Genomic DNA, 13,378 nt, shown 5'->3' with positions numbered 1-13,378 from the left:
TCGTGCGTGCCGTCAACCTTGTCGTGATGTTCCTGCTGGAGTTGGGAGTCATTGCGGGTGCTGCTGTCTGGGGATTTTCGGTATCCGGCGGGCTGGTGGTGCGGGTGGTCGCGGGTGTGCTGGCGCCGCTGCTGTTCATCCTCATGTGGGCGATGTTCGGTGCGGCTGCCGATGCGCGGTTCCCGCTCACCGGCCCGTGGCGGGTTGCCTTGGAACTGATCTGGTTCGGCGGTGGCGCGCTCGCCTGGTCCACCGCCGTCCATCCGCTGGCCGGAGTGCTGTTCTTCGCCGTCTGGGCCGTGAATGCCGTTATGCGCGTGCTGATCCAGGGCGGGCTGAAGGTCGACCCCGCGCCGACCGTCGGCGAGTAGCGGCTATTTCAGGAGCTCGATCACCGGGGCGAAGGCCTCCATATCCGGTTCCAGCATCGTGAAGTAGGTGATGCCGAAACGTTCGCGGATCTCCCGCACTCGGTCGGCGATCTGGTGCGGCGTGCCGACGAGAACGCTTGGGGTGGTGGCGATCCGGTCGTCGGTGAAACCGGGCTGGAATCGGCGCACCCGGTCGGGCAGGGTGTCCCGTTCGGCGGGGTCGGCGACCGCGTACACCAGCAGGTTGAGTTCCACCTGGTCGCGGCGTTCGCCGAGCAAGCCGCGCAGGTAGCCGACACGTTCGGCGAGTTCGTCCGGGAGCATGGCGTTCGGCAGGCCGTTCGCACCCATTGCCGCACCGGGTAGCGCGATCACGTCGGCGTGCTGAGCGGCCAAGGCCAGCAGGCGGTTTCCCGATCCGGCGAGCATGAGCGGCGGTCCCTCGGGCTTGGTGGGCGCCGGCTGGTATCCGGGGTCGGCGAAGAGCTTGCGCATGGTGCGGACGGTCTGCTCGAGGTGGGCGACGCGGGCGCGCGGGCTGGGCATCGGTATCCCGGCGGCATCGAACTCGTGCCGCACATACCCCGCGCCCAGACCCAGTTCCAGTCTGCCGCCGGTGAATTGGTCCAGTGCCGCGACATCACGGGCCAGCAGGACCGGATTGTAGAACGGGGTGTTCAACACGAAGGTGCCCACGGTGATCCGCTCGGTCGAATCCGCCGCCAGCGACAGACTCGGAAACGGCGCGGGCAAACCGAGATGGTCGGGTACCGAAAGCACGTCGTAACCGAGGGCTTCCGCACGCCGGGCCTTCTGCACCCACCGGTCGCGCGAACCCGGAAACCCCATGTTGATGCCGAAACGGAATTCAGTGACCATGATCGTTCTCCACAAAGTAGGCCAGGGCGGCAAGAGTCTGTTGCATCGTCTGCCGGTTGCGTGCCGACCGGCGCTGGACGCCGGTGGTCACCCACGTCAGGCTCCGGTAGAACCGACTACGCGAGTCGACCGTGCGCTCGACGACCTCGCAACCGCCTGGCCGGGTGAAGATCTCGAACTCCCACGTCGCTCCCGGTCGTCCGGCGATACCGCCGTCCTCGACGACGAAGGCGAAGCGTCTACCGGGGTCGGCCGCGATGACCGTACAGGTGGTGCTCCATCGGGCCCACGCGCGCCGATTGTGTCCGCGGAAGGTGGATCCGACGGCACCGGGCGCACCGGAAATCCACTCCGCTCCCGCCGACTCCGGACTCCACTCGCTCATCCGAGTCACATCCGCGATCAGCTCGTACACCTGCCGCGGGTCACCGGCGATCACCCGCCGCACCTCGACTGCGGTCACACCCATCCTATCCACCAGCGTCACAACGGAATCCGCGGCCCGAAGAGGCAGGCGTCCGCCCGTGCTCCACGAACGTGAGCACACGTCGAATCTAGGAGTCCAGGGCTTACGACGGAACCAGCCGACCGGACGAATAACTCGGCCGGTTGGCGGGGCGAGGAGCGCAACTCCGCGCTCGCCCACACGCTCTCCGTGCGTCGGTGCGTCGGTGCGTCGGTGCGTCGGTGCGTCGGTGCGTCGGTGCGTCGGTGCGTCGGTGCGTCGGTGCGTCGGTGCGTCGGTGCGTCCGTGCGGCGGAGCCGTGCCGACCGGGGCGGTCGAGTGGGTTCGTGCGCCGGCCGGGCGAGCGCTGTTGGCGTGTGGCGGGTGGGGTGGGTCGCGCCCGACCCGAGCTGGGTTGTGCGGAGCCGAGCTGGGTTGTGCGGAGCGGAGCTGGGTTGTGCGGAGCGGTATGGGTGGGGCGAGTACTGATTGCTGTGGGCGGCGAGATGTGGTGGAGGCCAAGGTGTCTGCGGGTGCTGGCGATCCGCGGCGTGCTGGTATTCGTGGGGCCGAGCGGTATTACCTCGCAGGTAATCGACGTGGTTGAAGTGGTGGGGGAGAGTGGGCGGGTGGATGTTGTGGAGGCAAGGGCGACGCGTGCTGTCGTGGCGGAACTGCTCGGTCGGATCGGGGCGGGTGATGCGGAGGCGATCGCCGCGCTCTACGCGACGGTGAGCGATTGGAAGTTGGATTGGCCCGAGGACGAGCACGGGCGCACGGCGACACCGTGGATCCGGTACCGTGCGACGCGCGCGGACGTCGCCGAACACTTTCGCGAGATCGCCCGCCACCACGTGCCCGAAGAAGTCGGCACCGTCGTCGAACGGATCCTCGTCGACGGCCCCGACGCGGTGATCCTCGGCGAGATCCGCCAAACGGCCCGCCCCACCCGCCGCGCCTACCGATCCCGCTTCGCCCTGCACGTCACCGTCGAGAACGGCCTCATCACAAGGCATCACGTGTACGAGGACAGCCTCGCGGTGGCCCAAGCCTTCGAGCCGTCGTCGCCCTAGGGTCGACGACGGACGGGCGACATCGGTGTCGCCGCTTGGTCTATGAGGGTGGCATCGTCCGTGCGTCCGTGCGTCCGTGCGTCCGTGCGTCCGTGCGTCCGTGCGTCCGTGCGTCCGTGCGTCCGTGCGTCCGTGCGTCCGTGCGTCCGTGCGGTGCGGTGATGCCCGAGGGTCGTGCCGGGCGGAGTTCGGATAGGGCGAATTGAACGAGGTAGGCGTGGTCCTGGTGCATGGGGGCGCTGCGCTGCCTCCTGGCGGAGGCGTTCGAGCCGCCGCTCGTTGTGGGCTACGTCGCTCGTCGCCCGCCGATAAACCCGGCGACAGCGGCTGACGCGGCTGGCGATAATGGCCGGCGTGGGAGACGTCGAGGTTGTGGTGGCGCATCATGCTTGTGCGACCTTGCGGGTCGGGGAGGTGTTCCTGAAGGTCGACGGGGATCAGGGGCGGACCGACGTCGAGGTTGCGGCGATGGCGTCGGCGCCGATTCCGACACCGGAAGTGTTGTGGCGCAAGCCGCCTGTGCTCGCGCTCGCCGCTCTTCGGGGCAGGCCGCTCGGGCGGCTCGGTCGACCTTCGACCGCGTCGCGGGCGGCTTGGACGGCGGCGGGTGCGGTGGTACGCAGACTGCACGATGCGCCGCTGCCGCCCTGGCCCGGTCGCACCGTCGAGAGCCTTGCCGCGGAATTGGATGGCGAATGCGAGTGGATCGTCGCCAACGGTGTCCTCCCGGTCGAGGTGGTCGTGCGCAATCGCCGGATCGCCGAGGCGGCGTTGCGACCGTGGACGCCGGTGTTCACGCACAGCGACCTCCAGGTTGCGCACGTGTTCGTCGACGGTGACGAGGTCACCGGGGTGCTCGACTGGACCGAGGCGGCCTGCGGCGATGCCCTGTTCGACCTCGCCACCTTGACGCTCGGGCACCCGGAACATCTCGATGACGTACTGGCCGGCTACGGCACCGAGGTCGACCGTGAGGTGATCCGTGCCTGGTGGTCCCTGCGCAGTCTGCGCGGCATCCGCTGGCTCACCGAACACGGCTTCGACCCGACCGCCCCGGGCGGCGAGATCGATATCCTGCGTCGTGCGACCCTGCCCGGCTGAGCGTCGAGTTCAGAAAGTCCGTGCGACACAACCTCTTCGGGTCTGCTCACGCCGGCCACGAACCGAGGACGTGGGCTGCAGAATCGGAATGCTCACCCCGACGAGTACGCCCTGAATGCACCCCGGATCCTGTGCGGCCGCCGCCTGAGCGCTGCTGAACGGCCACGATCCAGCGCGACGCGTACCTGCGAAGTCGGCGTGTCGCGCCGTTTCGGTGCTGGTCAGGTGATCACCAGGTAATGGTGGTGGCAGGCTCTCGGCCGATGCCGCCACCATTACCTGGTGATCGGTTGACCAGCAGGGCGAGCATGGTGGCGAGTCCACTCAAGGCGGAATGCCGTTGTGGCGCTGAGTGTTTCGGCCATAGCGTAGCCCGCATTCGCGGGCTCCTCGGGCGCGAGCGGATGGGTGCATCGGGGGAGAGGTCGCCGATGCGGGTGCGTGGGGTCGCGTGCCGATACCGGTTCCGGCGGGCCGTCGACTCCCCACGCCTGGGCTGACCGATCATGTCTCGGCGTTGGACCACCTGCGCATTCCGGTGATCGGCAGGTTCATCGCCGGTGTACAGCACGACCAGCGCCAAATGTTGTTGAAGAACGTCACCATGGCGCCGCGGCGGGGCGACTCGGCGATGTAGGCGATGCTCGGGTGGCGGCTCGCACACGAAAACCGTTCGCGCAGAAGGTGATCCACCCGTCATGCGTGTCATGCGGCACGAGCGCCGCGTGGTAGGTCGGCGGCCGTCGATCGGCTGCTCGCGTCGGCGGACTTCGCGCCCTTCTTGTCCTCTGCGGATCCGGCGAGCACGACGAGGTAGTCGGCGAGGCCGGAGTTCGTGGACGACAAACTTCGCACCGTTTCCGGCCAACCGCGCCGAAAAGGATTCAGCGGCGGACGGGCAGGACGAGTTGGGCGCCGGTTTCGGGATGGTCGAGGACTTCGACGGGGTGCTGGTAGACGCGGGTGAGGAGGTCGGTGGTGAGGACCTTGCGGGGTGGGCCGTCGGCGGCGATGCGGCCCGCCTCGAGGACGGCTACGCGGTCGGCGTAGGCGGCGGCGATGCCGAGGTCGTGCAGCACGATGACGACGGCGGCACCGGCGCGGGCGCGGGTGGTGGCCAGGTGCAGCACGGCTTCCTGGTGGCCGAGGTCGAGGGCGGCGGTGGGTTCGTCCAGCAGCAGGGTGCCGGTGTCCTGGGCGAGCACCCGGGCCAGCGCGACGCGGGCGCGTTCGCCGCCGGACAGCGTCGGAAACGACCGGGCGGCAAGATGTTCCACGTCGGCGGCGGCCAGCGCGGCGGCGATCCGCTCGTCGTCGAGTTCTCGGCGTTCGGTGCGCAGCCACGGCGCGCGGCCCATCGCGACGACCTCGCGCGCGGTGAACGGGAAACCGACGGTGTGGGTTTGGGGGAGCACGGCGCGCCGGCGCGCCATGTCCAGCGGCGACCAGTGGGTCAGCGCGTGCCCTTCGAGTTCGATCACGCCGGTGCTGGGCGTGAGTTCCCCGGCCAGCGCCGCCAGCAAGGTGGACTTGCCTGCCCCGTTCGGCCCGACCAGCGCGACGATTTCCCCGGCGACCACATCGAAGTCGACGTCCTCGAGCACCCGCCCCTGCGCACTGTGCGCCCCGCGCCGCTCCACGCTCACCCCGCGCGCCCGCAACGTCACCGCCCCCGCCTCCGGCGCGACCGGCACTTCATGCGTCCGCGCGAACACCTGCCGCACCCCACTCATCGACCACCTCGCACACCCAGCACCCATGCCCCGCAGAAACTTCGCGTCGACTGCACCTCTGGGGCAGCTACCCGGCCCGCCTGTGGGAAACAACCGTCGCTGATCGGTACAGACATCCCGCGCGCGGAGTGTCGGTCTGGGAGCCGACCCGGGACGCGCGCCGCGGCCACCACGGCGTCGGGCCGCGACTTCGCGGAACACCGAGTCGACTCGCTCCCGTTCGGTTGCTGCGCCGATCTGATGGCGCAACCTTGCCTGGCGTGCATTGAAGACGCCGCCACCGCATTGGCTGCCGAGATATCAGCTGCCACCACGGCGCCGGATCGCGACTTCGAGGAACGCCCCGTCGATCGCGTCGACTCGCACCCAATCGGCTGCTGCGCCGATCTGATCGCGCAACCCTGTCTGGCGGGCGCTGAAAACGCCGCCACCGCACTGGCTGTCGCGGTGGTGGGGTCGCCCACCGCACTGGCTGTCGCGATGGTGGGGTCGCCCACCGCACCGGCTGTCGCGATGATCGCGTCGCTCACCGCACCGCCTGCCGCGATATCCGCGGTGTCGAGCACGAAGAACGCCGGCTTGCCGACGTCCGACGCACCTCCCCACACGGCGCTCATGCCCATCCTCCGGCGCGGGCGCGGGTGCGGCGGAGCAACCAGAAGAAGAAGGGGCCGCCGATGAGGGAGGTGAGCATGCCGAGGGGGAGGTCGGCGTTGTGGACCAGGGAGCGGGCGGCGACGTCGGCGGCGAGCAGGACCACCGCGCCGAGGATGGCGCTCAACGGGATCAGCACGCGGTGCCCGGGGCCGACGAGCATGCGAACCAGATGCGGCACGATCAACCCGACGAACAGCACGATCCCGGTGAACGCGACCCCCGCGGTGGCGAGGACGGCGACGATCAGGATGACGTTGCGCCGCAACCGTTCCACGTCGACGCCGAGATGCCGCGCGGACGCCTCACCGAGCGCGAGCAGGTCCAGGCGGGGCGCGATGAGCACGGCCGCGCCGATGCCGACGGCGCTCAGGATCGCGACGATGCGCACCGAATCCCAGGTGGCGCCGTTGAGCGAACCGAGCTGCCAGAACACGATCTGATCGCGCGCGGCGGGCGAGGCGACGAACAGCAGGAACGCGATGAGCCCACCCGCGAACGCGTTGATCGCGACGCCGGTGAGCACCAGCGTGACCACCTCGGTGCGCCCGTTCGATCGAGCGAGCACATACACCAGCGCGGTGGTGGCCAGCCCGGCGACGAACGCGGCCGCGGCCACGGACCAGGCGGCGACGAACGCCCCGCCGATCACGATCACCGTGCCCGCCCCGACCGCCGCGCCCGCGGACACCCCGATCACGCCGGGCTCGGCGAGCGGGTTGGCGAACACGCCCTGCAGCAGTCCGCCCGCGGTCGCCAGCGCCGCGCCGACGAGCATCGCGAGCAGCACCCGCGGGAACCGCACCTCCCACAGCGTCACCTCACCGGCGGGATGCGCGGGCATCGGTCCCCAGTCGAGGCCGATCCGGTGCAGCACGCTGCCCGCCACTTCGGCGGGGGTGGTCGGCACCTGCCCGATCGCGGCGGAGGCGAGCGCGAGCCCGATCAGCCCGAGGATCGCGACCACGAAAATCACTGTGGTGCGCGAACGTCCACGCGATCTCGGGGCGGGCGTGACAGGCTTCGCGCCGGTGGTGGTGGTGGTGGTTTCGCTCATGACTCCACCTCGCTGGCGCTCGGTTCCGTCATGTGCGAGGCGCACTGTGCCATGGTTCGCTCTCTACGTTCGCTCACGCGGGTTTCGTGCCGTACACGGCCTCGCTGAGGGCCGTGATGACCCGGCCGGTGTTGGGGCCGAAGCTGAGCACCACGGTGTCGGCCATGTCGACGACCCGCTTGTTGCGTCCGGCGGGCGTCTGCGCGATGCCGGGCACTTTCTCCAGCCCGTCGACGCCGCCCACGGATTTCAGCCCGTCGGACATCACGATGAGCACGTCCGGCGCGGCCCCGATCATGGCCTCGCTGGTGATCGTGATGAACGGCTCGGACAGTGCGGATCCCGCGTCGTCCCCGCCGATCGCGGCGATCAACGTGTCCGCGCCCGAACCGGGGCCCGCCAGCATCGTGATGGCGGTGGAGCGCAGGTACAGGAACGCCATCTTCAGCTTCGGATCCTGCGGGGGCACCGCGGCGATGGCGGCCGCGATCTCGTCCTTGGTGCGCTGCGCGAGCGCGCGGCCGCGATCGGGCACCCCCAAGGTGGCGGCGACGGCTTCGATCTGCGGGCCGACGCCGTCCATGGTCCGTTTCGGATCGAAGAAAACCAGGTTCACCCCGGCCGCGCGCAACTGCTCACGCAACTGCGGGGTCACCGTGACGTCGTCGGTCAGGAACACCGAAGGACGAAGGGCCAGTACACCTTCCAGGTTCAAGGACCCGTTGCCACCGGCCACGATCGGCACGTTCTGGATGGCGGGGTTGGCGACGGTGCCGCGCCCGATCAGCTTGGGCCCCAAGCCCAGTGCGTACACGACCTGAGCCAGGGTGCCGTAGCGGTCGACGGCGATGATGCGGCTCGCGTCGGTGATGGTGACGTCGGTGCCGTCGAAGGAGCGCACCGTCACCGGCAGCGCCGGCGTGGGCTCGGGCCCGATCGGCACCGGATCGAGGTCGGTGAGTTTCGCGGTCGCGGGGCCGCGCCGGCCGGAGTTCGTTGCGGCACTGTCGGTACCGCACGCCGCGGTGGTCACCGCGAGAGCGAGCGCGAGCAGCACGAGCACGCACCGGGCCAGTCGGGATCGGCCACCGCCGATGCGCTGCGCCTGGACGGACGGGTCTGCCGACGTCGCATGCCTCATGAAGGTAAGCCTAAGACGTGCCGTGCGGTGGCAGGCAGGCGGCACACGCGCGGACGGCGATCATTCGGTGCGGGCGCTCACATCGTCCAGCGCGGCCGCGATCGCGCGTGGCAGTTCGAGTGCCTCGGCCGCGAGCACGCCGGTGAGCTGACCGATATCGCGCGCGCCGACGATCATGCTCGCCACGCTCGGCCGGTCCCGGATCCAGGCCAGCGCGACGGCCAGCGGCGAGGTGCCGAGCCCGTCAGCGGCGGTGACCAGCGCGTCGACCACGCGCGTCGCGCGTTCGTCGAGACTGTCGCGGATATCGGCGGCGGTCGATTCGTCCGCACCCCGCGAATCCGCGGGCACGCCGTCGCGATACTTGCCGGTGAGAATCCCGCCCGCGAGCGGCGACGAGGCGATCACCCCGACGCCGTGATGCTGTGCGGCGGGCACGAAATCGGTTTCCGCGCCCCGCGCCAGCAACGAGTACGGCGCCTGCGCGGCACTGATCGGGGCGAGCGCGGCGAGGCTGGCCAGCTGCCAGGCGTTGAACCCGCGCACACCCGCGTAGCGGACCCGCCCGGACCGGACCGCGAGTTCCAGCGTCGCGGCGACCTCGTCGAGCGGGGTCCGCGGATCCCAGACCGCGACATTCCAGATGTCGAGATAGTCGGTGCCGAATTCGAGCAGGGTCCGATCGAGCTGGCGTAGTAGTGCGCGCCGGGAGGTGTCGACGGCGGAGTGCGTCGCGTCCGGGACGGCGGGCCCGGCCGGGGCGGGCGTCACCCGCGGCGCGATGCCCGCGCACCCGCTGAGCACCAGATCGTCGCGGGAGACCAGATCGCCGAGCAGCTCGGCCAGGATCCGCTGCGCGCCGCCGCCGGTGTAGGCGGGGGAGGTGTCGACGAGCGTGCCGCCCGCTTCGACGAACGCGACCAGCTGCACCGCCGCGTCGTCGGTATCCGTGTGCGCACCCCAGGTATGGGTCGCCAATCCGATCCGGGACACCCGTAGGCCGCTGCGGCCGACCGTCCGCTGTTCCATCACCGTGCCCGCGCAATCGTCACGGCGCCAAGCCTAGAGCGTGCGCGGCCGTGCGGTCGCCCACCGCGCAGTGGGTTCGCGCGTCGCGGCCGATCCGGTGGCAGCGAGCGGCGGGCATGCCCCGTACGCGCCGACACTGTACTGTCGCTGCGGGATTGCGGCCGACCTCACGGCATCGCGACCCACCTGTTGACCAATTGCCCAGTCGGAACGGTTCTTTCGGGCAGCACGGATGGAGGCGGAATGAGTGACCGGGAGGCTGCATGACCGGCGAATCGATGACCTGGTTGCAGGCACTGGTGCTCGGACTGGTGCAGGGACTGACAGAGTTCCTGCCGATTTCCTCGTCCGCGCACCTGCGGATCGTGTCCGGGGTGTTCTTCGGTGACGACGCGGGCGCCTCGTTCACCGCGGTCACCCAGCTGGGCACCGAGGCCGCCGTGCTGGTCTATTTCGCCAAGGACATCTGGCGGATCGTGCAGGCCTGGTTCACCGTGCTCGGCCGCAAGCTGTCCGCGGTCCGCGAGACCGTCCCGATCACCGAACAGGTGACCACCCGCCTGCCCGTCGTGACGAACGCGGCGGCGGACCGCTACTTCGACGAGGAACGCCAGCGCGAACTGGACTACCGGATCGGGTGGTATGTGATCATCGCCACCATCCCGATCGGCGTGCTCGGCTACCTGTTCAAGGACGTGATCCGCACCGCGGCGCGCAACCTGTGGCTGATCTCGTTCATGCTCATCGCGTTCGCCCTGGTGATCGCCGCGGCCGAGTACTACGGACGCAAGCAGCGCCCGATCGAACGGCTGACCACCCGCGACGGCCTGGTGATGGGTTTCGCGCAGTGTCTCGCGCTGATCCCGGGTGTGTCGCGGTCGGGCGCCACCTCGTCGGCGGGTCTGTTCCTGGGCCTGACTCGCGAAGCGTCCGTGCGCTTTTCGTTTCTGCTCGCGATTCCCGCGGTGACCGCCTCGGGCCTGTTCAGCATCCCCGACGCGTTCAAACCCGCCGGTGAGGGGCTCAACGCGAGCGGACCGCAGCTGCTGGTGGCGACGATCCTGGCGTTCGCCGTCGGCTACGCGTCGGTGGCGTGGCTGCTGAAGTTCGTGGCGAAGCATTCGCTGGACTGGTTCGTCGGGTACCGCATCCTGCTCGGTCTGACTGTGATGGGGTTGCTCGCGACCGGGGTCGTGTCGGCCACATGAGTACCGCCGCGGCCGCCGGCGCCGTGGGGCATCCGGACGACGGCGGCCAGCGAGGTGGGGGCCGGTCCGGCCGCATGACTAGGCTGACTACATGACGGTGATTCTGCTGCGACACGGTGTGTCGACCTCGAACACCGCCCGCACCCTGGCCGGTCGGAGCACCGGCGTCGAGCTGACCGAGCGCGGCGAAGAGCAGGCAAGGGCCGTCGCCGAACGGCTCGCCGGACTGCCGATCGAGCGGATCGTGCACTCGCCGCTGCTGCGCTGTCAGCGCACAGTGGCCCCGCTGGCGGAGAAATTCGGGCTGGAACCGGTATTCGACGATCGGTTGATCGAGGTCGACTACGGCGACTGGACGGGGCGGCCGATCGGCGAACTGTTGGAGGAACCGCTCTGGAAGGTGGTGCAGCGGCACGCCTCCGGTGCGGTGTTCCCCGGCGGGGAAGGGCTGGCGCAGGTGCAGAGCCGTGCGGTCGCCGCATTGCGCGAGCACGATCGGGCGCTGGCCGAACAGCACGGCGGCGACGCGTTGTGGGTGGCCTGCACCCACGGCGACGTCATCAAGTCGGTGCTGGCCGACGCGCTGGGCATCCACCTGGACGGCTTCCAGCGGATCATGGTGGAGCCCGCCTCGATCAGCGTCATCCGCTACACCCCCACCTCGCCGTATGTGTGGCGGTTCAACGACACCGGCGCCGACCTCTCGGCGCTGTCGAATCAGCAACGCCCCGTTGCCGATTCGCGCTCCGCAGGCCAGCATCCTGCGGCCGACCCGGACGGCCCGGTGCCCGGCGGCGAGCTGGGCGGGGCGGGGAGTGCGGATAATGGGAATGCGGAGCGTTGAGATTCCTTGTACACGGGTAGTCGGCGGCACCGCGCCGCGGATAGTCGATCAGGGCCACGTATCAGGAGGTGCATGTGTCACGCGCAATCCATGTATTTCGCACCCCCGATCGTTTCGTCGCCGGGACCGTCGGTGAGCCGGGCGATCGCGCGTTCTATCTGCAGGCCGTTCAGGAACCGCGGGTCGTGAGCGTGCTGCTGGAAAAGCAGCAGGTGAAGGTGCTCGCCGACCGGATGGGTCTGCTGTTGGACGAGGTGGCCCGCCGCTTCGGCGCCGAGGTGCCCCCGCAGGCCGAGGACATCAGCGACAGCGCCCCGCTGGTCACCCCGGTCGACGCCGAGTTCCGGGTCGGCACGATGGGGCTGGGCTGGGACGCCGACGCGAACGCCGTGGTGGTGGAATTGCTCGCGATCACCGAAACCGAGGTGGACGAGTCGGTGGTGCTCGACGACACCGAGGAGGGGCCGGACGCGGTGCGCGTGTTCCTGACCCCGATCCAGGCGCGGGAGTTCGCGTTGCGATCGACCAGGGTGATCGCGGCGGGTCGCCCGCCGTGCCCGCTGTGCGGGGAACCGCTGTCGTCGCGGGGACACATGTGTGTGCGGACCAACGGCTACAAGCGCGGCGACATCTTCGGCGCGGCCGAGCTAGAGGAGTGAACGGTGACGCGGGCCGGGGAGCGGTTCCACAGTGGTGAGTTGACGGTGATCGGGCGGATCAGTACCGCCAGCAACGTGACCCTGGTCTGCGACATCCTCGACGAGAACGAGCCGCCCCTGCGGGTGGTGTACAAACCCGTGCGCGGCGAACGCCCGCTGTGGGACTTCCCCGACGGCACGCTCGCGGGCCGGGAGGTGGCGTCCTATCGGATCTCGGCGGCCGTCGGCTGGGGCGTGATCCCGGAGACGATCCTGCGCGACGGACCGTACGGCGTCGGCATGGTGCAGCGCTGGGTGGACGGCGTCGACAACCACACCGCGCGCGGTGACCGACTCGACCTGGTGGACCTGGTGCCGCTCGGCGCGGTGCCCGACGGGTTCCGCGAGGTGCTGCGCGCGCAGGACCCCGCCGGCAACGACGTCTCGCTCATCCACGCCGACGACCCGCGCCTGCAACGCATGGCCGTGCTGGACGTGCTGCTCAACAACGCCGACCGCAAGGGCGGGCACGCGCTGGAAGGCACCGACGGACAGGTCTACGGCGTCGATCACGGCATCTGCCTGCACAGCGAGCACAAACTGCGCACCGTGCTGTGGGGCTGGGCCGGGCAGCCCCTGAGCGACGCGCTGGTCGCCGACATCACCGCCTTCGCCAAAGAACTGCCCGGCGCGGTCGCCGACGACCTCGCCGAGCACATCACCGACGCCGAGATCGAAGCCCTCGTCGAGCGGACCCAGGAACTCGTCGACGATCCCGTGATGCCGACGCCCCGCACCTCCCGCCCGATACCCTGGCCCGCGTTCTGAGCTGATTCGGCACGGTGTGCGGGGTTGCATGGCGTGCCGAATCGGCTTGGGGGGCTTGTGTTCTGGAGTGGGCTCGGCGGTGCCCGCGCCGGGTGCGGGTGAAGCCCGAGGTGGGTCGGCGACGGCGGTCGCTCGGTGGCAGCCGACCGGCTATGGCGCGAACGGAACTCGTCCGTGCCCTCGCGTGCCCGGACAGGACAATGCCTCCTCGACGGGGCGGCGGAGTCGAGGAGGCGGGTTTCGCGGCACAATTCGAGCGGGGGACGCCGGATCGTCGGTTCCGTCCCAGCGCGAGGGCGAGCCGGCTGCCCGGTCACCTCTGGCCTTGCACGTCGAGGATCGTTGTGGTCGCCCGATCTTCGGGCGCAACCTTCAGC

Annotated in this window: 14 protein-coding genes; 7 read left to right on the top strand and 7 right to left on the bottom strand. The window is 69.9% G+C overall.

Annotated features, from left to right (window positions below):
- The first annotated feature begins 2 nt into the window (after nucleotides 1–2).
- On the top strand, nucleotides 3–371 hold the full coding sequence (locus NVU01S_RS02295; protein WP_063776053.1) for a YrdB family protein: 369 nt from the start codon (nucleotides 3–5) through the stop codon (nucleotides 369–371).
- Between the two features lie 3 nt (nucleotides 372–374).
- Here the strand turns inward: NVU01S_RS02295 and NVU01S_RS02290 are convergent, their stop codons facing one another.
- The gene (locus NVU01S_RS02290) at nucleotides 375–1,250 is read right to left on the bottom strand and encodes an LLM class F420-dependent oxidoreductase (protein ID WP_043679286.1); all 876 of its coding nucleotides are present in this window, start codon (nucleotides 1,248–1,250) and stop codon (nucleotides 375–377) included.
- Entirely contained in the window at nucleotides 1,240–1,719 is a 480-nt protein-coding gene (locus tag NVU01S_RS02285) for an SRPBCC family protein (RefSeq protein ID WP_043679289.1), read from the bottom strand. Before NVU01S_RS02285 ends, NVU01S_RS02290 begins: the two co-directional genes overlap by 11 nt.
- 509 nt (nucleotides 1,720–2,228) lie before the next feature.
- Between NVU01S_RS02285 and NVU01S_RS02280 the strand changes: the two genes are divergently transcribed.
- Nucleotides 2,229–2,768: a nuclear transport factor 2 family protein gene (locus tag NVU01S_RS02280; protein ID WP_244467483.1), complete on the top strand. Its 540-nt coding sequence runs from the start codon at nucleotides 2,229–2,231 to the stop codon at nucleotides 2,766–2,768.
- A 345-nt stretch (nucleotides 2,769–3,113) separates the two neighbouring features.
- Nucleotides 3,114–3,869, top strand: a complete 756-nt coding sequence (locus NVU01S_RS02275; protein WP_280140883.1) for a phosphotransferase family protein — start codon at nucleotides 3,114–3,116, stop codon at nucleotides 3,867–3,869.
- Nucleotides 3,870–4,574: 705 nt separating this feature from the next.
- On the opposite strand, the gene NVU01S_RS43100 is transcribed toward NVU01S_RS02275, so the two are convergent.
- The 5 genes from NVU01S_RS43100 to NVU01S_RS02255 form a co-directional block, all read right to left on the bottom strand.
- Nucleotides 4,575–4,715, bottom strand: coding sequence for a hypothetical protein (locus tag NVU01S_RS43100; RefSeq protein ID WP_156161895.1), 141 nt, complete (start codon nucleotides 4,713–4,715; stop codon nucleotides 4,575–4,577).
- Nucleotides 4,716–4,753: 38 nt separating this feature from the next.
- Nucleotides 4,754–5,602, bottom strand: coding sequence for a heme ABC transporter ATP-binding protein (locus NVU01S_RS02270; protein ID WP_043679292.1), 849 nt, complete (start codon nucleotides 5,600–5,602; stop codon nucleotides 4,754–4,756).
- A 613-nt stretch (nucleotides 5,603–6,215) separates the two neighbouring features.
- Nucleotides 6,216–7,313, bottom strand: a complete 1,098-nt coding sequence (locus NVU01S_RS02265; protein ID WP_043679295.1) for a FecCD family ABC transporter permease — start codon at nucleotides 7,311–7,313, stop codon at nucleotides 6,216–6,218.
- A gap of 73 nt (nucleotides 7,314–7,386) precedes the next feature.
- Nucleotides 7,387–8,454, bottom strand: a complete 1,068-nt coding sequence (locus tag NVU01S_RS02260) for a heme/hemin ABC transporter substrate-binding protein (RefSeq protein WP_052281224.1) — start codon at nucleotides 8,452–8,454, stop codon at nucleotides 7,387–7,389.
- A gap of 60 nt (nucleotides 8,455–8,514) precedes the next feature.
- Entirely contained in the window at nucleotides 8,515–9,483 is a 969-nt protein-coding gene (locus NVU01S_RS02255; RefSeq protein ID WP_043679298.1) for an aldo/keto reductase, read from the bottom strand.
- A gap of 263 nt (nucleotides 9,484–9,746) precedes the next feature.
- On the opposite strand from NVU01S_RS02255, the gene NVU01S_RS02250 reads away from it, so the two are divergent.
- The 4 genes from NVU01S_RS02250 (at nucleotide 9,747) to NVU01S_RS02235 (ending at nucleotide 13,001) form a co-directional block, all read left to right on the top strand.
- Entirely contained in the window at nucleotides 9,747–10,691 is a 945-nt protein-coding gene (locus tag NVU01S_RS02250) for an undecaprenyl-diphosphate phosphatase (RefSeq protein WP_014985011.1), read from the top strand.
- A gap of 91 nt (nucleotides 10,692–10,782) precedes the next feature.
- Complete coding sequence (locus NVU01S_RS02245) at nucleotides 10,783–11,535, top strand: histidine phosphatase family protein (RefSeq protein WP_043679301.1); 753 nt, start codon at nucleotides 10,783–10,785, stop codon at nucleotides 11,533–11,535.
- Between the two features lie 74 nt (nucleotides 11,536–11,609).
- Entirely contained in the window at nucleotides 11,610–12,194 is a 585-nt protein-coding gene (locus NVU01S_RS02240) for a DUF3090 domain-containing protein (protein ID WP_014985009.1), read from the top strand.
- A gap of 3 nt (nucleotides 12,195–12,197) precedes the next feature.
- Nucleotides 12,198–13,001, top strand: coding sequence for an SCO1664 family protein (locus NVU01S_RS02235; RefSeq protein WP_043679304.1), 804 nt, complete (start codon nucleotides 12,198–12,200; stop codon nucleotides 12,999–13,001).
- The last annotated feature ends 377 nt before the right edge of the window (nucleotides 13,002–13,378 follow it).

The organism is Nocardia vulneris (assembly GCF_001613425.1).
GTDB lineage: Bacteria > Actinomycetota > Actinomycetes > Mycobacteriales > Mycobacteriaceae > Nocardia > Nocardia vulneris.
This window is presented reverse-complemented; position numbering and strand designations above follow the sequence as displayed.

Bases quoted from the DNA above. Each gene is read 5' to 3' on its own strand.
- NVU01S_RS02290 (WP_043679286.1), bottom strand. From the start codon at position 1,250: ATGGTCACTGAATTCCGTTTCGGCATCAACATGGGGTTTCCGGGTTCG.
- NVU01S_RS02285 (WP_043679289.1), bottom strand. From the start codon at position 1,719: ATGGGTGTGACCGCAGTCGAGGTGCGGCGGGTGATCGCCGGTGACCCG.
- NVU01S_RS02275 (WP_280140883.1), top strand. From the start codon at position 3,114: ATGGCCGGCGTGGGAGACGTCGAGGTTGTGGTGGCGCATCATGCTTGT.
- NVU01S_RS02270 (WP_043679292.1), bottom strand. From the start codon at position 5,602: ATGAGTGGGGTGCGGCAGGTGTTCGCGCGGACGCATGAAGTGCCGGTC.
- NVU01S_RS02265 (WP_043679295.1), bottom strand. From the start codon at position 7,313: ATGAGCGAAACCACCACCACCACCACCGGCGCGAAGCCTGTCACGCCC.
- NVU01S_RS02260 (WP_052281224.1), bottom strand. From the start codon at position 8,454: ATGAGGCATGCGACGTCGGCAGACCCGTCCGTCCAGGCGCAGCGCATC.
- NVU01S_RS02255 (WP_043679298.1), bottom strand. From the start codon at position 9,483: ATGGAACAGCGGACGGTCGGCCGCAGCGGCCTACGGGTGTCCCGGATC.
- NVU01S_RS02250 (WP_014985011.1), top strand. From the start codon at position 9,747: ATGACCGGCGAATCGATGACCTGGTTGCAGGCACTGGTGCTCGGACTG.
- NVU01S_RS02245 (WP_043679301.1), top strand. From the start codon at position 10,783: ATGACGGTGATTCTGCTGCGACACGGTGTGTCGACCTCGAACACCGCC.